Source organism: Mesorhizobium sp. AR07, from assembly GCF_024746815.1.
Classification (GTDB): Bacteria; Pseudomonadota; Alphaproteobacteria; order Rhizobiales; family Rhizobiaceae; genus Mesorhizobium.
In genome coordinates, this window is record NZ_CP080528.1 from 825,774 (window position 1) to 847,934 (window position 22,161).

The window sequence follows — 22,161 nt, forward strand, 5'->3', positions numbered from 1 at the left end:
ATAGTCGGCCATTAGGAGTTAGTCATGGCCCAAGCGCCTATCCAGAACCGAGCCTTTTATGAAGAGGACGCAGCCCGCGAAGCCCTAGAGGCCGTGCGCTGGCCTGATGGTCCCTCTTGCCCTCATTGTGGAAATCTCGATCGGGAAAAGATCGCAAAGGGCCAAGGCAAAGTTCATCGCCCCGGTCTCTATTATTGTGCGGCTTGCAACGGCCAATTCACCGTTACGGTCGGGACTGTGATGGAGCGGAGCAAAATCCCCCTGTCGAAATGGCTGTTCGCGATGCACCTCATGGGTGCGTCCAAGAAGGGTATGAGCGCGTTGCAGCTAAGCCGTATGCTTGGCGTGACTTATAAGACCGCGTGGTTTCTGTGCCACCGTATCCGCGAAGCGATGACACCCGATCAGCGCGGCCCTATCGGCGGCGCGAACAAGGTCGTCGAAAGCGACGAAACTTACATCGGCGGTAAGGCGAAGAACCGCGCATTTGCGAAGAAAGAGCCCAAGAAGCACGCCGTGCTCGCGCTCGTTGATCGCGACGGTAACAGCTATTCATTCCACATCGCCAACGTGAAGGCCGATACGCTTCGCGAGACCATCAACAAGGCGGTTGATAGCAAGTCTCACCTCATGACCGACGAATTGCTCTCGTATGGTTCGGTGGGTAAGCAATTTGCCGGACACAGCACGGTCAATCATTCGGCCGATGAGTATGTCAGGCTGGGCGGCTTCGCTCACATTAATACTGCGGAATGCCGTTTCAGCCTAATGAAGCGGGCGGTGTTCGGTACACACCATTCGATCAGCGAAGCGCATCTTTCGCGCTACCTCGCTGAATGGGATTTCAAGTTCAACACCCGCAAGATGAACGACGGGGAACGTGCGACGCTGATAGCCAAAGGCCTTGAGGGCAAGCGTCTCACGTACCGACCGACTGACGGAAATCACCAGTCGCGATCAGTTCATTAAGCGTCACGCGGCTTGGAGGAAGAGGCGCGGCCTTTAGGGTCCGCCTTCTTCTTTTTGCTTTGAGCTGGTCGGCCGACCTTCATCTCATCATGTGGCTTTGGCGGCGTGGCCAGCAACCGCTTCAAGACCTTGACGGTTGCTGCATCGAGTTGAGGTTTTTTCATTCTGCCATCCGAACGTAGCTACTTAGCCGATGGATACCGCCCGGCACGTTTGTCTGCTGGGCAACGTTTACGTCGGGCGCGTTTTCATACTCGGACTTGCTTGAGAAGAGGACGTATCCATTCGGATCGCACAGCGCGCCGGGGAATTTGTCGAGGACATTGAACCACGTTCCGTCACGATGATAGAGCGCGTGAGCTGCCCCAATGTGCCATTGCTCGTTCAGCTTTTTTCCGGAGTTCGTGCGAACCCCGGCGGCCTTTTTCGCTCTAGCCATTAAGCCGCCTCCTCGATTATCCCGACTTGCTGAATAGGGCCGGCTACCTCTGGGATTGTCATGCCCGGCGCAAAGAACATGACCTCTTTGCCTATACGCACTTCGCGCGCCGAATAGCCGATATTATAGACGATGCTGCGGAAGCCTGAGTAGAGGCTTTTGATAGGGGCTACGTTGTCGTAGCTCACTATCCAGGCACGATCCTGCATGTTCGCGTTGATGAACGATGCCAGCGCGGCGTGGTCGTCCGGCTTGTAGTAGTCGTAGTAGAGCTGGCGTCCTTGTTCGAAATAGGGGGGATCTAGGTAAACCAGCGTTTTCGCGTCCCATTTCGGCAAGCCGTGGCGCAACAGCGCCAGCGCGTCACTTTGCGTCAGTTTGATCCGCGTCCGCATTTTCGCGATGGACTCTATCCTGAAAACGAGTTCATCCGCATTATAGCGCGCGTCTATTTTCCAAGGTCCTGTCTGGTCGCGCCCGCCGATGATTCCAGCGTTCAAAATGCCAGACCTGTTGGTCCGGTTTAGAAAGAACATTGCGAATCCAAGTTGAACGTAGCTGTGACCATCGGGGTTGGAGAAGATGCGCTTTTGCCGGTCCCACGACGCGACCGAAACCCGAGTGTCCTTGATCAGCCGACATAGTTCTTCGGTATCGTTCAGAACGCTTTTCCAGAACGAATAGACCGGACGGCTCAGGTCGTTGATATGGATACGCGCAACGTACTCTTGAAAGAGCAGTTCAAGGGCGATGGCAGCGCCGCCGGCATAGGGTTCGACGTACTCACCGTCGAAAAGCTTGTTGGCTCTTATGATCTCCTTGACGTAGGCGGCGAGTTTTCCCTTTCCGCCGGGATAGCGCAACGGCGTAAAATGAGTGAGCCGGCGCGGGGCGGTATCTGATGAGGTCACGGCCAAATCTTTTCGAACAATGGCTGGGCGTTGTTCCAAGCAGCGGCTAGGTCTGTCGTGACTGGTGTCTGGAACCTGTCGTGGACATATCGATGAAAAAGGTCCATGTGCATGGGGCTGCTCTTGTCACTGACGCTGCGGGTCACGGCGGCAAAGTGCGCCTTAGGCACCCCTACCTTTATCAGAAGGTCCACCGTCTCGGCCAGCTTTTTGTCGAGACTCTTCCACGGTTTTTTCCCGCTCTTCGGGTCCGCTGGGTGGTGAAGGTCGACACCGTTGTCTTCAAGAAAATGATCGACAGACAGCTCCAGAAAAACCCTCAACAGCACAGCAATGGCGTTCCGCGCATCGGATAGTTTCAACGTTTGAAGTTCTTTATAGATTTCGCCGATGCGGTTGTCGGTGACGTTTAGGGAGCAGCCCTTCGGAACAACGTATGGCCAGTCCACAGCCGGCTTCGGGCGGGGTTTTGCTGGTTTTGGCGTCTTGGCTGTGAACTCAGCCTTTGAAATACCTTCGACAGGGCGTTCAGCGACTTTCTTGGTGGCGTCGGCACTGTCCGATTTCCCGAAACTCCGGACGTATTTGACGATATCCTCGCTCTTGTTGAACGTGCGCGAATTGACCGCCTTCGCAGCAATGTCTCGGACGACCTTCCTCAGGGGCTTCATCAGTTCCGCGCCTGGAATGCTGGTGCGCAGCTGATTGTCCTTAACGGTCAATCCCAAGAGCGCAAGCGCGGTTTTATCTTCCACGACGCGCCGCAAGGTCGTCAGGCTAAACTTCGAACGGATCGCCTCTGTCTCTTCTTCATTGAAGCCACCATGCTCTAGAACCAAATCCAAAGCTTGTATGGCTGGCTCTCGCTTCCGAAATCTCGCTGCGACGATCGGCTTCCAGGCAACGACGCCGCGCCCATCGTCCTCGCCGTTGTGGCGCAGTTCGATCCAGTACCGACCTTCTTCCCGAGAGCCGGATTCATAGCCGACGATCGGCTCGATTTTGCTCTTGTCGAAGATGCTCGCTAGGCGCTCCATTGAGCGTTGCATACTGTCCGGCATATCGAGACCAGTCATCGCCGCCGGATTGGCCAAGAGTTTGAGAGCGGCTACGCGACGGTTGCCCTCCAAGGCAATGTAGCGTTTTGGCTTTGCGCTCACTTCAAGGACCATCAGCTTTTCGATGGGGCTGAGACCATGCTCCACTATGCTCTCTGCCAAACGGACCAGCTTCATCTTCTGGTCTTTGACTACCTTCTGCAAGGCTTCTTGCTGCCCGGCAGCATGCGTAATGCGCGGATTGTCACTATCGAGCACGAGGTGCTCGATCTTCAACGGAATATCTGGCAATTTTGTCCCCTCCACTTTCGGAAGGGACAATACGAATTGCGCCGCTACTCGTAAAGATGGGCGGCCGGCTTATATCAGGCGCGGCCTTCCGTTGTCAGGTATATAGTTGCCAATTTTTCAAATAGCCGATGCATCTGGTTTTGCGTAAACTCCGCGGATGTACCTCGATGCCAGGCGCGGGGCTCGGGCTAAACGATCGCGAATCGAAGCGACGCGCAGGATCTCGTCCCCATCATCGCTCCCATTACTTTCCTGCTTCTGCTTGAAGACAACGCCGCGAACCTGACCAATTGCCAGGCGGTGACGTTGACACATTGTCGATGAGCCGTGTGTCGCCCAGCCAAGCCGCGACAAGCAGCCGTGCCGGTCGGTCAAGGCTTGCCAAAGCTCGCAGATCTGTTTCCCCGCGAAGTTCCAGGTATTCGACCTCGCGATAGCCGGCGGCCAGAATTGTTGCACGCGCTTCATCAAGCGATGGCTGACGGAGAGCCGCGCTCAAGCCGCTCGGCCGTATCGAAGAGGACCGATGCCAGCTTTTGGGGCGATGACGCGTTCCGCTGGCGAGAGCCGGACGTTGCGCGTTCCCTCACCATGCGTCTGACAGTCTGAAGCTGCTGGAAATCCTTCTCGCCAAAAACGCGAAGTCAGCGCCGGTCTGCGGAAAGAGCTTGGCCACGACCGTCGCCACACCATCGACAGCCAGCTGCGCTCAACCCGCGCCTCCTTCCCTTGCGTTACCCGCTGCGGGTGTCGCGTTTGGCATATTTTTGTGCAAATGCGAAGAGCTAAAAAAGCGGACTTGCGGATCTGCGGTGTTGACGCGCAGACCTCCACGCTTACACTAAATCGATTAAGGCGCCCCTAGCTCTGGGCCAACCACTTCGCGGACATGGACCACAAGAAAACAGGAACCAGGAAAGACAGAGCCGCCATCAAGGCCGGCCAAGTCAAAGTCGATTTGATCGCCGTTGTCGTCGCCGTCAATGACAGTGAACCCTGTGTCCTAACAATCGGCCGGATGAACACCCTTCCCTCCGGACCGTTTGCGCTCGAGCACCGATCGCTGCAATCCGGCCTGAGGGGGTGGGTCGAGCATCAGACCGGCCATCCGCTTGGGTACACCGAGCAACTCTACACGTTCGCGGATCGGGACCGCATCGGCGCCGAGCGCGAGCGCGCCATCTCCATCAGCTATCTCGCACTGACCCGCAAGGAACAGAGCTCGACCGAGTGCGGCTGGCGAAGTTGGTACGAATATTTTCCATGGGAGGATCACCGCTCCGGCACGCCGCCGGTGATGCTGGATTTTGTGCGACCGCGCTTGATCGAGTGGGCGGATGGCGCAAGCGACGCAGCCACGCGACGCGAACGCCGTCAGCGGTCGGCGATAGCGTTCGGCTTCGATGATCGCCATTGGAACGAGGAACTCGCGCTTCAACGCTATGAGTTGCTTTACGAAGCAGGCCTGGTTCAGGAGGCCGGAAGCGGAACGGACGCGACCCCGCTTCCCCTGGTGCCCAGCGAGTCCATGGTCGCCGATCATCGCCGCATCGTGGCGACCGGCATTGCGCGGCTGCGCTCCAAAATCAAATACCGGCCGGTCGTCTTCGAGCTTATGCAGCCGACTTTCACACTGCTGCAGCTGCAGCGAACGGTGGAAGCCTTAGCTGGCAGGCTCATCAACAAGCCGAACTTCCGCAGGCTTGTTGAGCAGCAGGAGCTGGTCGAGGAAACTGGCGAGACTTCCGTTGATACGGGGGGGCGACCAGCAAAGCTCTATCGTTTCCGCCGTGGGGTCCTCGATGAAAGGGCTGTCGCGGGGACGAAATTGCCGCTGACGCGGGCTTGACAACCTTATAGTCAAGGTAGACATATCCCCTTATTATCAGATCGAATATAATCGGAGGCGCTGATGACTGGGGCGTTACCTACTGCCGCGTCCTTGTACGAGCGCGTCCGGCGCGTGGTCCCGCCAGTCGAATGGTCGGCCTTTGCAAACGACATTGATGCCATCCTCGCGCTGAAGCGGGAGCGCAACGCCATCATCCTGGCGCACAATTATCAGACGCCTGAGATCTTCCATTGCGTCGCAGACGTCGTCGGCGACAGCCTCGCACTGGCCCGTAAAGCAATGGCGGTGGATGCCGACATCATCGTGGTTGCCGGCGTGCATTTCATGGCCGAGACCGCAAAGCTGCTAAATCCGAACACGACTGTGCTCATCCCGGACATGGGCGCCGGTTGCTCACTGGCGGATTCGATCACGGCACAAGATGTGCAGCTGATGCGACAGCGCTATCCGGAGGTCCCGGTTGTCACCTATGTCAATACGTCCGCCGCCGTGAAGGCCCAATCCGACATCTGCTGCACCTCGGGCAACGCCAAGGCGGTAGTGGAATCGCTCGGCGTGCCGCGTGTGATCATGCTGCCCGATGAATTTCTTGCGAAGAACATCGCCGCCCAGACGAAGGTCGAGATCATCGCCTGGAAGGGTCATTGCGAGGTGCATGAGCGCTTCACCCCGGCTGATATCCGCGAGCTGCGCGCTGCACACGCGGGCGTGGTCGTGCTCGCCCATCCCGAATGTCCGCCCGACGTTGTCAGAGAGGCGGATTTCTCGGGGTCGACGGCCGCCATGTCGGATTATGTCGAGCGGGAGAAACCGGCACGGGTCGTGTTGATGACGGAATGTTCGATGAGCGACAACGTCGCGGTCGCGCATCCCGACGTCGAGTTCGTTCGCCCCTGCAATCTTTGCCCACACATGAAGCGCATCACGCTCGCCAACATTCGCGCCGCGCTCGAGGAGAACCGGTACGAGATCCGGATCGATCCCGGGATAGCCGGCCCCGCCCGCCGCGCGGTCGAGCGCATGCTTTCAATATGAACCTTGATGTCCTCGACATCGCCGGGGCGCCGGTCGTCATCGGCGCCGGCATTGCCGGCCTGATGACGGCGCTTCATCTAGCGCCGGAACCGGTCGTGCTTCTGTCCAATGCGCCGCTTGGAACCGGAGTCTGCAGCGAGCTCGCTCAGGGTGGTCTTGCGGCAAGTCTCGGCGGCGACGACGACCCCGAACTTCATCTTTGCGACACACTTGCAGCCGGCGACGGCCTCTGCGACGAGGCGACTGTGCGGCGAGTGGTCCGGGCTGCAACCAATGCCATCAAGACCCTTGAGCGCTTCGGCGTCGCCTTCGACCGCTATCCTGAAGGCGCTTTGCGGCTCGGGCTTGAGGCAGCACATTCGCAACGGCGGATCGTGCATGCCGGGGGCGACGCCACGGGTTGGGAGCTGGTCCGCGCACTCATCGCCGCAGCGCGCCGGACAGCCTCGATCACTATTCTCGAAAACGTGGAGGTCCGCCGCCTGATCGTGGAAGACGGGTCGGTCATCGCCGTGGTCGCGGTCGGGTACGCGGGTGCGGTCACTTTGCCCACGCGCCGCGCGGTGCTGGCAACCGGCGGCATCGGCGGCCTGTTTTGCGACACGACAAACCCGCCTGGCTCATGGGGACACGGGCTGGCACTCGCCGCCTGGGCCGGGGCAGAGCTCGCCGACCTGGAATTCGTGCAGTTCCATCCGACCGCCCTCGACACCCCGCGTCGGCCGATGCCGCTGGTGAGCGAAGCAGTGCGCGGCGAAGGCGCGGTGCTCATTGACGAGCGAGGAGAGCGCTTCCTCGCTGAAACGCCTGGCGGCGAGCTTGCGCCTCGCGACGTGGTGGCGCGCGCCGTTTGGCATCAGCTTGCTGCCGGGGGCCGCGTGTTCCTGGACGCGCGGCGATGTCTCGGCCCTAGTTTTGAAAAGCGCTTCCCAGGCATTGCCGGTTTGTGCCGCGAGGCAGGCGTAGATCCTGCGACCGACCCGATTCCGGTGCGCCCAGCGGCACATTATCACATGGGCGGCGTCGCCGTAGACGCCGCCGGCCGCAGCTCCGTCGAGGGATTGTGGGCGTGCGGCGAGGTTGCTTGTACTGGCCTGCACGGCGCCAATCGTCTCGCAAGCAACTCGCTCACCGAAGCGGCGGTCACCGCGAGCTGGGTTGCTGAAAGCGTTGCCGGCGCATCGTATACCCGGCGACGGCGTGTATGTTCCACGTTGGTGCCTCCACGGCCAGACGCTTCAGGCATCAGGGCGGTCGTCTCCGCCGCACTCGGCATCATCCGCGATGGCCAGACGATGCGCGAAGCGGTGGCGACCCTGCTGCCGATGGCAGGTCACGACGGCCCCAAGTCCGGCCCGGCTTTGGTCTCACTGATGCTGGCCGTTGCAGCCCTACGGCGAGAAGAGAGCCGCGGCGCGCACTGTCGATCCGATTTCCCTCGGCGCGATGCAGACGCGTGTACGTCACGGCTGACGCTGAACAGCGCAATGCAGGCCGCCGCCGCACTCAGTTGCCGGGCGCCGATACGGAGCACGTGATATGGTTTCATTCTCACCCCTCCCCTCGACGCTGATCGAACCGATCGTGCGCGGTGCCCTTCTCGAAGACCTTGGCAGATGCGGCGACCTGACCAGCGATGCAGTGATTCCCCACGATTGCATTGCCACCTTGGTGCTCAAATCGCGACAGGCGGGCATCGTTGCCGGGCTCGATCTGGTCGCGTACGCCTTCCTGCTCGTGGAGCCCGCGATCGACATGCACATTTGGCGTCCTGACGGCAGTGATGTCGGGGCGGGCGAAACCATCGCGAAGCTGTGCGGACCGGCGCGCGGTTTGCTCGCAGCCGAGCGCACAGCGCTCAATTTCCTGTGTCGCCTGAGCGGCATTGCCACAGCCACAGCGGCGATGGTGGAGTCCGTGCGTGGCCACAAGGCGAGGATCGTATGCACTCGAAAGACGACTCCCGGCCTGCGCGCGCTGGAGAAATACGCCGTGCGCGTCGGCGGCGGCGCCAATCACCGCTTCGGGCTCGACGACGGCGTGCTTATCAAGGACAACCACATAGCGATCGCCGGTGACATCCGCACAGCTATAGAGCGGGCGCGCGCCGCCGCAGGCCACATGGTGAAGATCGAGGTTGAGGTCGACACGCTGGAACAGCTGGATATCGCGCTTACAGTTGGAGTCGACGCGGTGCTGCTGGACAATATGTCAGTCGAGGACCTTGCCCGCGCCGTGGCAACGGTCGGCGGCCGCACGATCACCGAGGCCTCAGGTCGGGTGACACCGAAAACGGCTCCCGCAATCGCAGCCACCGGTGTCGATCTCATTTCCATGGGCTGGCTGACCCACAGCGCGCCGATCCTCGATATCGGCCTGGACATGCCAGCCCTGGGAAACATCGGCACCCGCTTGAACTGATGGAGACGAAATGAAGAGCAGTACCGCTCGGACCTGCACGCAGCGCAACGGTGCTCGAAGCGAGCCTGTTACCGTTCAACGACGTGAGATTCGAGGCGCATTGCGCTGACGACGGTCATAGCGCTGCGAGCCCCGCCGGTCGATTGACCCCTGCACGCGCTCGCCAACCAGCAACAAAAGGCTTTTGAAGATGACGATTGAAATGAACGCGGAAACCGATGTGAACCAGGTTGTGGACACCATCGACGTAGCGCTACCCCGATGGAGCAGCAAGGAGGCGGAGGCGATCCACGGCATGCCGTTCAATGACCTGCTCTTCCTGGCTCAGACGGTTCACCGCCAGAACTTCGATCGCAACCGGGTGCAGCTGTCGCGGCTGCTCAGCATCAAGACCGGCGGATGCCCGGAGGATTGCGGTTATTGCAGCCAGTCTGCACATCACAAGACCGGCTTGATGGCCACGAAGCTGATGGAGGTCGAGCGGGTCATCACTGAGGCGACCAAGGCGCGTGACGCCGGCGCCACCCGCTATTGCATGGGCGCGGCCTGGCGCAACCCGAAGGAGCGTGACATGAACGCCCTGATCGCCATGGTCCAGGGCATAAAGGCACTCGGCATGGAGACCTGCATGACGCTCGGCATGCTCGAACTTGGCCAAGCGCAACGCTTAAAGGCGGCCGGCCTCGACTACTATAACCATAACATCGACACCTCCGAGCGCTACTATCCAGAGGTTGTCTCGACCCACACCTTTGCCGACCGGCTGCAAACGCTTGGCCACGTGCGCGAGGCTGGCATAAAGGTCTGCTGCGGTGGCATTTTCGGGATGGGCGAGGAAAAGGCCGACCGCATCGACATGCTGGTCACGCTGGCCAACCTGCCTGAGCCGCCCGAAAGCGTGCCGATCAACCTTCTGATCCCCATCAAGGGCACACCGCTTGCCGAGGCCGGCCCCCTCGACCCGCTCGCCTTCGTGCGTACAATTGCGCTCGCTCGCGTCATGATGCCCAAGTCCTTTATAAGGCTGTCCGCCGGCAGGGCGGCGATGAGCGACGAAATGCAGGCACTGTGCTTTTTCGCCGGCGCCAATTCCATATTCGTTGGGGACACGCTGCTGACGGCAGAAAATCCCGGCGAGGACAAGGATCTTTTGCTCTTCCGGCGCCTTGGCATCGAGCCAATGGCAGTCGAGGCGCAATGAACGGGGCACCGCTTGCCCGCTACGAGGCAACCTTGCAGGGACTGGCGCGCAGGGACCGGTTGCGCACACTTGCGCCACGCGCCGGGCTCGACTTCTCGTCGAACGACTATCTCGGGCTGGCCGCCTCCAGGAGACTTGGCGAGGCGGTTGCGGCTGCCATTGCGCTGGGTACGCCGGTTGGCGCAACCGGCTCGCGGCTGTTGCGCGGCAACGCGCCGGAGCATGAGCAACTGGAGGCAGACGCGGCGGCGTTCTTCGGCACCGAACGCGCGCTGTTCTTCGGCAGCGGCTACATCGCCAACTTCGCCCTTCTGACCGCGCTGCCACAGAAGGGCGACCTGCTGGTCCTCGACGAACTCGCCCATGCCAGCATGCATGAGGGGGCGCGGGCAGGACGCGCCGAGTTCAAGCTGGTTGCGCACAACGACGTCGATGCTGCCGAGGACGCGATCACGCGCTGGCGCGCCGAAGGCGGCATGGGACGCGTCTGGATCGCGATCGAAAGCCTCTACAGCATGGATGGCGACCGCGCGCCGCTAAAAAGTCTTGTCGCGCTTGCCGATAGGCACGAGGCATTCCTTGTCGTCGACGAAGCGCATGCCACCGGTGTCTGGGGACCGGATGGCCGGGGGCTGGCCGCCGCATTCAAGGGCCGCGACAACATCGTCGCGCTCCACACATGCGGCAAGGCGCTCGGCGCGTCGGGCGCACTGGTCACCGGACCGCGAACGCTGTGCGACTATCTCATCAATCGGTGCCGGCCATTCATCTACGCCACCGCGCCATCGCCGCTGATGGCGGTGGCAGTGCGCGAAGCGCTCGCCATGCTGTCCGACGAGCCCATGCGCCGCGTTCAGCTGCAGGATCGCGTTGCCTTCGCCGGCCGTCAATTGGCCGAGCGCTGCGGCGTGAAGCCGAGCGGCTCGCAGATCCAGCCCTTTGCCATCGGCGATGTCGGGCGCACCATGGTGGTGGCGGCGGAACTGCAGGCCCGCGGCTTCGACATCCGCGGCATCCGCCCGCCGACCGTGCCAGAGGGCACATCGCGCCTGCGCATTTCGCTGACGCTCAACGTCGACGAAGCTGCCATCTCGGCCATGGTCGACGCGCTCGTTGAGGTGTTGGCCCAAACATGACCAGAGCGGTATGACCCAACGCATCGTCATCACCGGAACCGACACCGGAATTGGCAAGACCGTGTTTGCGGCTGGCCTCGCCGGTTTGCTCGACGGTTTCTACTGGAAGCCGGTGCAATCGGGCCTCGACGGCGAGACCGACAGCGAGGTGGTTGCGCGGCTTGCCGGCTTGCCCTCGGAGCGCGTGCTGCCGGAAGCCTACCGCTTGAAGAGCCCGCTGTCGCCGCATCGTTCGGCCGAGATCGACGGCGTCGCGATCAAGGCTGCCGATCTTACTTTTCCCGTCCTGCCGACGCCGCTCGTCATCGAGGGCGCGGGCGGGCTGATGGTGCCGCTCAACCGGCGCACAAGGTTCATCGACATCTTCGCTGAGTGGCGGCTGCCAGTTATTTTGTGTGCCCGCACCACGCTCGGCACCATCAACCACACGCTGCTGTCGATCGAGGCGCTGCGCGCCCGCTCCATCCCGCTGGCCGGCATCGCCTTCATCGGCGATGAGATGGCCGATACACAACGGACAATCGTGGAAATGGGCGGGGTGCCGCAGCTCGGCAGGCTGCCCTATCTCGATCCGCTGACGAACAAAACGCTGCGAGACGCAATGATTGCCGGCTTCGCCTTCGCCTCGTGTACGGGAGATCACTGATGTCGCAGTCCCATGTGTGGCACCCCTTCACCCAGCATGCGCTCGAGGCGGCGACCCCTGAAATCGTCCTGACGGAGGGAGCCTATCTCCACAAGGCCGACGGCACGCGTATCCTGGATGCCATTTCCTCCTGGTGGGTCGTCACCCACGGGCACCGCCACCCCCGCATCATGAAGGCTATCGAGACAACCGCGTCGAGCCTCGACCAGATTATCTTTGCGGGCTTCACGCACGAGCCAGCCGAACGTCTGGCCAAGGCGCTTGTCGGCCTCGCTCCATCGGGCCTCGACTGGGTGTTCTATTCCGACAGCGGCTCGACCTCAGTCGAAGTCGCGCTGAAGATGGCGCTCGGTTATTTCCGCAACATCGGCGCCCCGCGCTCGCGCATCGTCGTCATGGAGCACAGCTATCATGGCGACACGATCGGCACGATGAGCGTCGGCGCCCGCGGTGTGTTCAACGCTGCCTACGAGCCCTTGCTGTTCGAGGTCGACACCATCCCCTTCCCGGCCACCGGGCGCGAACAGGAAACGCTGGATCGGTTCGAGGCCGTCTGCCGCGACCGGCGCGCCGCCGCGCTGATCGTCGAGCCGCTGGTGCTCGGCGCGGGCGGCATGCTGATGTATCCGGCATGGGTTTTGGCCGAATTGAAGAAGATCGCGGAGGCCTCCGGCACGCTACTGATCGCCGACGAGGTGATGACCGGCTGGGGCCGCACCGGAACCATGTTCGCCTGCGAGCAGGCATCCATCTCTCCGGATATCCTGTGCACCTCGAAGGGGCTGACGGGCGGCGTGATCCCGTTGGCCGCCACGCTTGCGACCGATGCCATCTTCCAGGCCCACTATTCGACGGACCGGAAGAAGACGTTTTTCCACTCGAGTTCCTACACCGCCAATCCGATTGCTTGCGCGGCAGCACTCGCCAATGTCGAGATCTGGCGTGACGAGCCGGTGACTGAGCGGATCGCGGCCTTGAGCGCGAGGCAGGCCGCCGGGCTTCGGCGGTTTCGAGACAATCCATATTTTACCGACTGCCGCGCGACTGGAACAATCGCAGCGCTCGATCTGCGCACCGGCTCAGCCGGCTATCTGGCCGAGATCGGGCCGAAGCTGCGCGCATTCTTCCTCGACAAGGGGCTGCTCGTGCGTCCGCTCGGCAATGTCCTCTACCTTCTGCCGCCGTATTGCATCACCGGCGACGAGCTGGTCGGACTCCATGACGCCATCGAGGAGGCCGGCGAACGCTTCGGCTCGAGGCCATGAGCAGATCGTCGCGCATTCTTGGGTTTGGCCATCATGCGCCGGCGCGCAGGGTCGAGAACCCGGAAATCGAGAACAGTCTCGGCCTCGAACCCGGGTGGATCGAGCGGCGGACCGGGATACGGTCACGCTTCTGGGCAACGGACGAAGACACGCTGTCTGGCCTTGCCGCGTATGCCGGCGACATGGCGCTGGCGAATGCCGGCATCAAGCGCAGCGACATCGGGCTGCTGTTGCTTGCCACCTCGACACCCGATCACCTCCTGCCGCCCAGCGCGCCGCTGGTCGCACACGGGCTGGGGCTCGGCCGTGCAGGCGCGGTCGACCTCGCTGGTGCTTGCGCCGGCTTCATCTATGCGCTGATGTTCGCGGACGGGTTCACACGCCTGCATGGCAAATCGGCCCTTGTCATCGCCGCCAACATCCTCAGCCGTCGCATCAATCCCGCTGAGCGTGCCAGCGCCGTGCTGTTTGCCGATGCCGCCGGCGCCCTGGTGATTGGCCCCTGCGAGGACCCCGATCGCGGCATTCTCGGTGCCTCGGTGGATTCCGATGGCTCGCGCTACGGGCTGATCCAGATTCCTGCCGGAGGAAGCAACAAGCCGTTCCACGGCGACCTCGACCTCGAGCAGACTCGAATGACGATCACCGACGGCCGTGAAGTGTTCGCCAAGGCGGTCGAGATGATGACTGCCTGCTCGCAGGACGCGCTCACTGCTGCCCGAATGCGGCCGCAGGACATCGACCGGTTCGTGCCGCACCAGGCCAACGCGCGCATTTTCGATGCCGTTGGGAGAAACCTCGGCATAGCAGATCATGCGATCATCAAGACGATCGTCGACTACGGCAACTCTTCCGCCGCGACGATCCCACTGTCGCTGTCGCTGGCCAACCAAGCGGAGCCGTTCCGGCAGGGCGAGAAGATCCTTCTGGCGGCAGCGGGTGCGGGTCTCAGCGGCGGGGCCCTCATTGTTGGAACTTAGCGGAACGCTCGGCCACGCACAGGACTGTCATGAATGAAGCTAGGATGGCCCAATGCGAAAATAGTCGCCTGCAGGCTCCATGGCTCTGGTTCCCTGACGCGAGAGCCAATCACCGTGCCGACCACCTTTTTCGGGCACGACGAGCGGCAAGGCTACCTGACTGTGCGAGGACTGCCTGGCGATGGCTGCCGGCGTGGAGGTGACCGAACCCGGCAACGTCATGCAGTGCGAAAAAAACCCCCATATGCCCGTTTTCAACGACGCTCGCTCCATTTCGAAACCAGGTGTTTCGCCCGATCTAGACGGCCACACAAATATCCAGCCTCGGGTGGCTCGTGCAAACGGTTGCCATCAGTTGGGCAAGGGTTGAGAGGAAGAATACTGGCAATGTGGATGCGGCCTGCACGAGCGCAACCATCAAATCGGACGCTGAAATGGTTGCCATCACCGCTTATGTCTGTCGGATACAATATTGTGCGCAGCGTTGGTACGGCTTTTGGCGGCGTAATCCTGGCATTCTTTGGACCGCTGGCCGCTTTCGCTTTGGCTGCGGTGAGTGATCTGGCGCCCCTGGCCGTCGACCGACATTCGGATCTTGGTAATCGAAGGCTGGTTATGGCCCTTCTTCCCGGTCGCTGCCTGCTGGTTGGCACGAACCAATGTGCTGTCGAGCATCACTTGGTAATTCTGAGGATCCCGATCAGGTCAGCGAATATCCGATCCCATACCGGCCTTACCGCGCCTGAAGTGTGGAGGCTTTCGAGGCGCTGGCATTGCTCGCTGCTCAGTTCATATCGCCGGGCCATCCCTCGCTCCAGATCGAATCTCAACGCAGATTTGAATCGAGAATGTCGATTGGCCAGGTGAGGGTTATCATGGCCCTCTCAGCTTTGCTGAGACTGACCTATGGCCAAAAGTCCCGTAGATGCAGTGTGGAATGTCAATCCACAGACACCCACCATATTGCGCTTAGAGACGCCCTCCTTCTGTGGCCGAGATGGGCGCCAAGGCTGTTGTCGTGGCCGCGCCGAGATGCGGGTGAGCTCGACGGTTTGTCAGCCGCACCTCGGTGCGTGTCGCTGAAGACCAATTGCCTCTGGAGTGCGAACCTGCGGGCCTTTTCCCCGCTCGGCCTCCCGCTTGGCCTTCGCTCAGCGATTTGCGAGAAAGGCATCGAAGGCGGCAGCAACAGCGCGAATCACAAAGCGATGTTCCTGCCGCACGCGGATGATACCATCTTCGATGTCGACGATCCCGTCCTTGACCAGCATCGCCAAGCGTTCGGCGGAATCGGGAAAACGGATCGGATCAAATTCGTGGGCGGCACAGATTGCCGGCACATCGGCCTCCAAATCGCACATCAGCCGCTCGATGATTGCGGCTCGCACGCGGTCTTCGTCGGTGAGACGATAGCCCTGTGACGTCGCCAGACGGCCAGCTGCGATATGACGGCTGTAGCAATCCCGTGTGACCTCGTTCTGGACGTAACCCTCGCCAACCCGCCCGATAGCGGACGCGCCGAAACCGATCAGGGTTTTGCAGGTGTCAGCCGAGTAGCCCAGTGAGTTGCGCCGCAGGCGCCCGGTTTCCTGCGCCAGCGCGAGTTCGTCGTCGGGCAAGGCGAAATGGTCGAGCCCGATCTCTCGGTAGCCGGCGGCAACCAGCGTCTCGGCCACGGCTGCAGCCTGTTCGGCACGGGCAGCGCTGTCCGGCAGCGCTGTCTCCTCGATCAGGCGCTGATTCTTTATAGCGGATGGAATGTGCGCGTAGCCGAACACCGCAAGCCGGTTGGGGCGCATGGCGACCGCCGCCGTCGCGGTCTCGACGCAGGACCGCACCGTCTGATGCGGGAGACCGAAGATCAGGTCGAAGTTGATGCGGCTTACTCCATGCCGGCGCAGCATTTCGACGGCAGCCGCCGTCTGCGCCTCACTCTGGACCCGGTTGATCGCTTTATGAACAATGGGATCGAAGCTCTGCACGCCGAGGCTGGCGCGGTTCACGCCGGCTGCTGCTAAGGCTTCGGCCATCTCGGCCGTGAACGTGCGCGGATCGATCTCGACTGCAACGGCGGTCGTCTTCCTGAACGCGAAGCGGCGGCGTAGGCACTCCATGATGGCCAAGAACTCCGCTGGCCCGATGAGGGTTGGCGTTCCGCCGCCGAAATGGACGTCGCTCACGGGCAGCGGCTGCGGCGACCAAACGGATCTCGTCACGCACCACCGCCAGATACTTGAGAATCGGAGCATCTTGGCGGGTGATGGTAGTAGGGAAGCCGCAATACCAGCACGTCGATCGGCAGAATGGAATGTGGAGATAGAGTGACACCGGATCGTCAGCCGGTAGGTCCCTGAGCCATTCCGCATAAGCCTCTGCACCGACCGCCGCGGAGAACTCCGGCACAGTCGGATAGATGGTGTACCAGGGCAGGCGGGCCTCGCGATATTTGGCCAGAAACGAAGTCTGCAACAGTTACCGTCCCATGCTGATAACGGTCATCCTTACCGCTGCGCTCTCCTGTGTCTTTGCGCTATGTCAGTCCGTTCCGCTTTTCGCTGCAATTTGCCTTTTGCCAGTGTTAATGCTCACGGGGCGATGCCACCGCCGATGAGTCTCCGTTGGGATGGTATGAACACCTAGCGGGTTAGCTACGGCGCTATCGCTTCCCCCCGAGACCATCGCCCACACCGTTCGGCTCTACTTCCGCTCTCATTTTCAGCCGGGCGCCTAGTCTTACTGAGTCAGAAAGTCGCGGCTGCGGGGGGATTCGCGCTGGTCGGGGATTTGTTAGGGTGCTGCTTCGTGATCAGGGAAGCGCCCCGCCATGCCCGACTGGACAGCCGAGAGTGAAGCCGCATTCGACGCCTATGTCGATGCTTTGATCGGGGTGATCGGCCACGCCGACCGCGCTGAGCCGCTGAAGGATTATTGCCTGGGACTCCTGATGCCGATCGAGCGCAAGAGCGTGGAACCGTTGGCGGCTGTCACGGCGCCGTCGCGGGTAGCGGCCAAGCATCAGTCTCTGTTGCATTTCGTGGGACAGGCGCCGTGGTCGGACGCGGCCTTGCTAGCACGGGTTCGCGACTGGGTTCTTCCACGGATCGAGCAGCGTGGACCGATCCGGGCGTGGATCGTCGACGACACGGGCTTTCCCAAGAAGGGCAAGCACTCGGTGGGCGTAGCGCGCCAGTATTGCGGCCAGTTGGGCAAGCAGGACAACTGTCAGATTGCGGTTAGCCTATCGATCGCAAATGACGCAGCCTCGCTTCCGATCGCCTACGAATTGTATCTCCCGCACAGCTGGGCGGAGGATCCCGAACAACGCAAGAAGGCCAAGATTCCGGCGGAGATCACGTTCCGGACCAAGCCGCAGATCGCGCTCGAGCAGATCAGGACGGCCATGGCCGAAGGCGTCGCGCCCGGCGTGGTTCTGGCCGACGCCGGATATGGCGCCGACGGCGGTTTCCGCGCGGGCCTGTCCGAGCTCGGTCTGACCTATGTTGTCGGCGTTCAGCCCACACTCAGCGTCTGGCGCCCAGGCGAGAGCCCGCTGCCGCCCAAGCCCTGGAGCGGAAGAGGCCGGCCGCCGTCTCGAGTCGGCCGAACCGACAATCACAAGCCGATCTCGGCCAAGGCCCTGGCCGAGGAGTTCGACGCCGAGACTTGGCGCACGATCGCCTGGCGTGAAGGAACCAACACCGAGCTCAATTCCCGCTTCGCCGCCGTGCGCTTGCGGCCGGCATCCAGGGACTACAATCGGCCCGAGGCTCACGCCGAAGAGTGGCTCCTGATCGAGTGGCCTGAAGGCGAGGTCGAGCCGAGCAAGTATTGGCTCTCCACCTTGCCGGCCGACGCTACGATCACCCAGTTGGTCGATGCCGCCAAGCTGCGTTGGCGGATCGAGCGAGACTATCAGGAACTCAAGCAGGAGTTGGGACTGGGCCACTACGAAGGCCGAGGGTGGCGGGGCTTCCACCACCACGCCAGCCTCTGTATCGCCGCCTATGGCTTCCTGGTCTCTCTGAGGGAGACGATTCCCCCCTCAACTCCAACTCGCGCCCAAGGCCGCCAAACACCTGGTCTTCCCGACGGTCATCGACCCCGCGGATCCTCCGATCCGACCAGAGCGGCACGTCCCGACCTCGATCCCAACCCTCAGGCGACGCCTGACTGTGGCCCTGGCCAACCGTCTGCAACGATGTCCGTGCTGCATAAGGCCAATGGACAGTCCGCGTCACGTTCGCACTTTATGACGCAGTAGTACTAGATGAAACGTTGGTGGAGCGCGGCATTGCCGAATCCTGACGAAGTACGAGACTTTGCTCGCCGGCTGCTGGTTGAGGCTTATAAAGACCGTCTGACATCTCGATGAGCTCGTGGTCGCGCGTTGATCAAGGACGGGAATGCGACGGGATTATCGAGGCCGCCGCAATGCCGAAACTGCCACGCACCTGCTTTCCTGATGCCGATAGCAGGACCGCGCCCGAGGCGCACGATGATCGATGCATCGGCAAAGCGCCAGGTGCTGCCGCAAGTCGAACATCGTTCTCACACGGTCTGAACAATCGCACCGAGAATTCGCATGCTGCTGCAAAAACCGAACGGGCCATCCCGGCCAGCGATCCAGAGGCGGTTTACAACGGTTCACGTCGGTCTTCCCAGACCTGCGAAATCACCTTGTCCGGACTGGTTTCCACGCGATCATGGCCGGCTTCATACTGATTAGGCGCGGCCCTCCGCCCCAATCGGCCCGGCCGTCCTTCGACAATCGCGTGCCCGACCTTGCTCGTGGATTGTGTCAGGGTCCGTTGGGGTCTCGTCTGATCATCGAGCGGTTCCGCGCAATGATGTCTCCCGAGGTTCCAAGCCGAACAAATGCTGTCACCATTGAACGAAACTGTCGCATATCGAACAAACAAACCAGATTCCAAACATTTGCCCTTCGTGCTCAGCCTGACGCCCAAAAACAAGAAACGCGACGCGAATGAGACTGGCCAATTTGAGGGTCAGCCCGCAACTCACGTCTTCAGCGTGGCACGTGACTTGCACAATCGACTCCGAAAGCGGTTGTGACGGTCTGCCGACAATAGCGGAGATGCCTATGGCCATGGCTCAGAAATGCGATTCCACGGGCCAACTGACGATTTAGGCTGACGAGTAGCGTCGAGCGCAGGGCGCCGACCCAGATCAGTGTGACGGATAATGGCGGAGAAGCAGCGCTATGCCATTCTCCTTCGAACAAGGGACTGGTGAAGGGCTCATTCTTGGTCGCCCGCCTTTTAATCTTTGAATGGAGATCAAGAATGAATATCAATAGCCTTCTTGTCGGCTCCGCTGCGGCCCTGACCGCAATTTCCGGTGCGCGCGGCGCCGACGCCGAGCTGGGACCCGCTGAACACGTCAAGATCTGCGACGTCTACGGCGCTGGCTACTTCTACATTCCCGGCACCGAGACCTGCCTGCGCATTGGCGGCTATGTTCGTTATGACATCGGCGCCGGCGACCTCGGCTCGAATGACGGCGCAAGAATTTCAGCTGTGAGAACTGGCGAGGATCGGGGAACATGGTGGAACAACACGCGCTTGGCATTAAAAACCTGGACGGGCCAGGAGACCGAACTCGGCACTTTTAAGACCTATTCCGAAACCCTTTTCAACTTCGGCAACCGCAACTTTTATCCGGGTCCGGATAGTCCTCAGAACTATGCCGTCAACAGTGAGGTCATGTTGACTTTCGCCTGGGTTCAGCTTGGTGGCCTGCGAGTTGGTAAGGACTGGTCGGCCTTCGACACCTTTATTGGCCACGCCGGCAACGTTCTCAATGGCAAGCTTGCTCCTTACGGCGACGCTGACACCAACGTAATTCAGTACTACTTCGACGCCAGCAATGGCCTTTCGACTTTAGTTTCACTCGAGAAAGGCTCGAGCGCAGTCGGTACTATCGACAGCTATGTTCCGCACGTCGTCGGCGGCATGAGGTATACGCAAGGCTGGGGCGCGATCACTGGCGTTGTCGCTTATGATAGCAATTACGGGTCGGTGGCCAGCAAGGTCCGCCTTGACGTGAATGTCACCAGCGAACTTTCACTATTCGGAATGGTCGGCTACGGTTCCAACGGCAAGCTCAACGATGACTCCACAAACCTCATCGACGCCCACGGTCGTGGTTTCTACAAGCAGTGGGGGGGCAACTGGGCCTTCTGGGTCGGCGGCGCCTATTTGCTAAACGAGAAGACGTCGTTGAACCTGCGACTATCGGGCGATCAGTTCAAGAACTATGGTCTGGCTGCCAACGTCGCCTATACGGTCGTGCCAGGTTTTACAGCGACGGTCGAAGTCGACCATTATCACTACGGCAATTTCGGCGTCGGCATGGTCGACCCTTCCAACGTGAATTGGACTAACGCCGACAAAAAGAACAGCGTCGGCGGCATCGTCCGTTTCCAATACTCATTCTAACGGACTGAAAAGCTGCATCTCGGTGTCCTATTGAGCGGACCTATTGCCGCGTCCGTGTGAGCGAAAGCGAGTGTTAGCAGGGTCATGAGGAGCTCGAAATTGCTGGATCTCAGCCGATAGTGCGACAGCTCAGTCCCAGGAATTCTAAAACCCCGTGTTGCTCTGGTTGCTTTACAGCACGATCTTGACGACCGGTGCTGTACTGATTCATTCAGAAGTTCCTGCTGCGCGCGATACTCAGGCGAGAATTTGCCCTTGCTGCTCAACCGGAAGACGCGGTCGGCGTGGAGGCCCGTCCCGTTCGGGACGCCGCTGCGCAGCACAGCGCGCCGTAGGAGACAATCGGTTGGCCAGAGAAGCCGCTCGCGCATTCCAGCGCATCGCCCATAATCAGACGGTAACGACACAGCCGAGGTCCTGTTCGTGCCAGTGAACGATGCCAGTGCTACGGATCTTAGTCGCCGCGGCAGCCATAGCGCCAGGCGGCGCCCGCCTTGCTGCGAGCTCTGCTGCAGGCTTGTCATTGTATCCCCCGTTTGAGTCGCAATGATAAGCAACCGGCCTTTCCCGGTCGCTGCGGTCTACGAGCAGCAGCCATCTTGGGGAAGGTAATGAGGAAGGCGCCGTTCTATCATTGTCTCTCGTGCGAATGATTGACGACCAGGTTGTGGAGGTTCAGCAGGTCTGGCTGCCTGCTCTGCAATCGCCGAACCAGCGCCCGCGTGCCGGCCACCACAAAGAGGCCGCAATCACGAGCGTTCCGCCGCTGGGCCATGCGGGGCCACCCGCCTGATGGGCCGTCGAAACATACAGTTTCCGCGGCCAAAGCGGAACGCGCAAAGACACAGGGGGGGCGCAGCGGCAAGGATGACAGTTATCAGCAGGGGACGGTAACTGTTGCAGACCTCACCACTACATGGATAGCCAAGAACTCCGCTGGCCCGATGAGGGTCGGCGTTCCGCCGCCGAAATGGACGTCGCTCACGGGCAGCGGCTGCGGTGTTTGCTCCGAGGCCAAACGGGTCTCGTCACATACCACCGCCGCATCTTGGCGGGTGATGGTGGTAGGGAAGCCGCAATACCAGCACACCGATCGGCAGAACGGAATGTGGAGATAGAGCGACACTGAGCCGGCAGGTCCCTCAGCCATTGACCATGAGCCCTGGCATTGACCATGAGCCCTGGCACTGACCGCCGCGGAGAACTCCGGCACAGTCGAATAGATGGTGTACCAAGGCAGGCGGGCCTCTCGATATTTGGTCAGAACGGTCACCGAGGTCGCCTTGAAACCACCCGGTTTCTCCGCGCTCAGATGGGGCGGCAGCCTGGTCAGTGATCGCCGCTCTCGACGCTCTGATGACCCGAGCGCAAGCTCCCGGCCGCGGCACGAGCATCAGCCTCTGGCCGCGGCGTTTCACCCTAGACGGGCTTGATCGGGCCCGCCCTTCGGTGCGAACACATCATGCCACCGGCAGGGCAGCGTGCGACTCGCCGCGCCT

19 protein-coding genes and 2 pseudogenes are annotated in these 22,161 nt (G+C 61.2%); 13 read left to right on the plus strand and 8 right to left on the minus strand.

Annotation, left to right across the window (positions count from 1 at the left end):
* The first annotated feature begins 24 nt into the window (after window positions 1-24).
* The gene (locus BPNPMPFG_RS40230; protein WP_258598506.1) at window positions 25-969 is read left to right on the plus strand and encodes an IS1595 family transposase; all 945 of its coding nucleotides are present in this window, start codon (window positions 25-27) and stop codon (window positions 967-969) included.
* On the opposite strand, the gene BPNPMPFG_RS40235 is transcribed toward BPNPMPFG_RS40230, so the two are convergent.
* From BPNPMPFG_RS40235 to BPNPMPFG_RS40255, 5 genes are all read right to left on the minus strand, one after another.
* Window positions 966-1,133 (minus strand): hypothetical protein, encoded by a 168-nt coding sequence (locus BPNPMPFG_RS40235; protein WP_258598508.1) that lies wholly within the window; start codon window positions 1,131-1,133, stop codon window positions 966-968. The two genes, BPNPMPFG_RS40230 and BPNPMPFG_RS40235, sit on opposite strands and share 4 nt — an antisense overlap.
* A complete protein-coding gene (locus BPNPMPFG_RS40240; RefSeq protein ID WP_258598509.1) occupies window positions 1,130-1,408 on the minus strand; it encodes a hypothetical protein in 279 nt (92 codons plus the stop codon). The genes BPNPMPFG_RS40235 and BPNPMPFG_RS40240 overlap by 4 nt, the downstream gene beginning before the upstream one ends.
* On the minus strand, window positions 1,408-2,319 hold the full coding sequence (locus tag BPNPMPFG_RS40245; RefSeq protein WP_258598511.1) for a DNA adenine methylase: 912 nt from the start codon (window positions 2,317-2,319) through the stop codon (window positions 1,408-1,410). Before BPNPMPFG_RS40245 ends, BPNPMPFG_RS40240 begins: the two co-directional genes overlap by 1 nt.
* Complete coding sequence (locus BPNPMPFG_RS40250; protein ID WP_258598512.1) at window positions 2,316-3,668, minus strand: hypothetical protein; 1,353 nt, start codon at window positions 3,666-3,668, stop codon at window positions 2,316-2,318. Before BPNPMPFG_RS40250 ends, BPNPMPFG_RS40245 begins: the two co-directional genes overlap by 4 nt.
* Before the next feature lie 244 nt (window positions 3,669-3,912).
* Entirely contained in the window at window positions 3,913-4,167 is a 255-nt protein-coding gene (locus BPNPMPFG_RS40255; protein ID WP_258598513.1) for a pantoate--beta-alanine ligase, read from the minus strand.
* A 390-nt stretch (window positions 4,168-4,557) separates the two neighbouring features.
* On the opposite strand from BPNPMPFG_RS40255, the gene BPNPMPFG_RS40260 reads away from it, so the two are divergent.
* The 9 genes from BPNPMPFG_RS40260 to bioZ all read left to right on the plus strand — a co-directional run bounded on the left by BPNPMPFG_RS40260 (window position 4,558) and on the right by bioZ (window position 14,204).
* Entirely contained in the window at window positions 4,558-5,517 is a 960-nt protein-coding gene (locus BPNPMPFG_RS40260) for an NUDIX hydrolase (protein ID WP_258598514.1), read from the plus strand.
* Window positions 5,518-5,580: 63 nt separating this feature from the next.
* Entirely contained in the window at window positions 5,581-6,555 is a 975-nt protein-coding gene (gene nadA / locus BPNPMPFG_RS40265) for a quinolinate synthase NadA (protein WP_258598515.1), read from the plus strand.
* Window positions 6,552-8,093 (plus strand): L-aspartate oxidase, encoded by a 1,542-nt coding sequence (locus BPNPMPFG_RS40270; protein WP_258598516.1) that lies wholly within the window; start codon window positions 6,552-6,554, stop codon window positions 8,091-8,093. Before nadA ends, BPNPMPFG_RS40270 begins: the two co-directional genes overlap by 4 nt.
* 1 nt (window position 8,094) lies before the next feature.
* Window positions 8,095-8,976: a carboxylating nicotinate-nucleotide diphosphorylase gene (gene nadC, locus BPNPMPFG_RS40275; protein WP_183465605.1), complete on the plus strand. Its 882-nt coding sequence runs from the start codon at window positions 8,095-8,097 to the stop codon at window positions 8,974-8,976.
* A gap of 190 nt (window positions 8,977-9,166) precedes the next feature.
* A complete protein-coding gene (gene bioB / locus BPNPMPFG_RS40280) occupies window positions 9,167-10,177 on the plus strand; it encodes a biotin synthase BioB (RefSeq protein WP_413776929.1) in 1,011 nt (336 codons plus the stop codon).
* Window positions 10,174-11,313: an 8-amino-7-oxononanoate synthase gene (locus BPNPMPFG_RS40285; protein ID WP_258598519.1), complete on the plus strand. Its 1,140-nt coding sequence runs from the start codon at window positions 10,174-10,176 to the stop codon at window positions 11,311-11,313. The genes bioB and BPNPMPFG_RS40285 overlap by 4 nt, the downstream gene beginning before the upstream one ends.
* A gap of 10 nt (window positions 11,314-11,323) precedes the next feature.
* Window positions 11,324-11,959 (plus strand): dethiobiotin synthase, encoded by a 636-nt coding sequence (gene bioD / locus BPNPMPFG_RS40290; RefSeq protein WP_258598521.1) that lies wholly within the window; start codon window positions 11,324-11,326, stop codon window positions 11,957-11,959.
* Window positions 11,959-13,224 carry an adenosylmethionine--8-amino-7-oxononanoate transaminase gene (locus BPNPMPFG_RS40295; protein ID WP_258598524.1) on the plus strand — a complete coding sequence of 422 codons (1,266 nt, stop codon included), beginning with the start codon at window positions 11,959-11,961 and terminating at the stop codon, window positions 13,222-13,224. The genes bioD and BPNPMPFG_RS40295 overlap by 1 nt, the downstream gene beginning before the upstream one ends.
* Entirely contained in the window at window positions 13,221-14,204 is a 984-nt protein-coding gene (gene bioZ / locus BPNPMPFG_RS40300; RefSeq protein ID WP_258598526.1) for a 3-oxopimeloyl-[acyl-carrier-protein] synthase BioZ, read from the plus strand. The genes BPNPMPFG_RS40295 and bioZ overlap by 4 nt, the downstream gene beginning before the upstream one ends.
* A gap of 298 nt (window positions 14,205-14,502) precedes the next feature.
* On the opposite strand, the gene BPNPMPFG_RS43530 is transcribed toward bioZ, so the two are convergent.
* Window positions 14,503-14,649 carry an MFS transporter gene (locus tag BPNPMPFG_RS43530; protein WP_413776930.1) on the minus strand — a complete coding sequence of 49 codons (147 nt, stop codon included), beginning with the start codon at window positions 14,647-14,649 and terminating at the stop codon, window positions 14,503-14,505.
* Between the two features lie 5 nt (window positions 14,650-14,654).
* Here BPNPMPFG_RS43530 and BPNPMPFG_RS43535 point away from each other — a divergent pair.
* Window positions 14,655-14,777, plus strand: a pseudogene (locus BPNPMPFG_RS43535) (MFS transporter); the annotation flags it as partial.
* A gap of 578 nt (window positions 14,778-15,355) precedes the next feature.
* On the opposite strand, the pseudogene hemN reads toward BPNPMPFG_RS43535, so the two are convergent.
* Window positions 15,356-16,673, minus strand: a pseudogene (gene hemN / locus BPNPMPFG_RS40310) (oxygen-independent coproporphyrinogen III oxidase).
* Window positions 16,674-17,028: 355 nt separating this feature from the next.
* Here hemN and BPNPMPFG_RS40315 point away from each other — a divergent pair.
* Window positions 17,029-18,465 (plus strand): IS701 family transposase, encoded by a 1,437-nt coding sequence (locus BPNPMPFG_RS40315; protein WP_258598528.1) that lies wholly within the window; start codon window positions 17,029-17,031, stop codon window positions 18,463-18,465.
* Window positions 18,466-19,507: 1,042 nt separating this feature from the next.
* Window positions 19,508-20,662, plus strand: a complete 1,155-nt coding sequence (locus tag BPNPMPFG_RS40320; RefSeq protein ID WP_258598529.1) for a porin — start codon at window positions 19,508-19,510, stop codon at window positions 20,660-20,662.
* A gap of 877 nt (window positions 20,663-21,539) precedes the next feature.
* On the opposite strand, the gene BPNPMPFG_RS40325 is transcribed toward BPNPMPFG_RS40320, so the two are convergent.
* Window positions 21,540-21,935, minus strand: coding sequence for an oxygen-independent coproporphyrinogen III oxidase (locus BPNPMPFG_RS40325; protein WP_413776931.1), 396 nt, complete (start codon window positions 21,933-21,935; stop codon window positions 21,540-21,542).
* Between the last annotated feature and the right edge of the window lie 226 nt (window positions 21,936-22,161).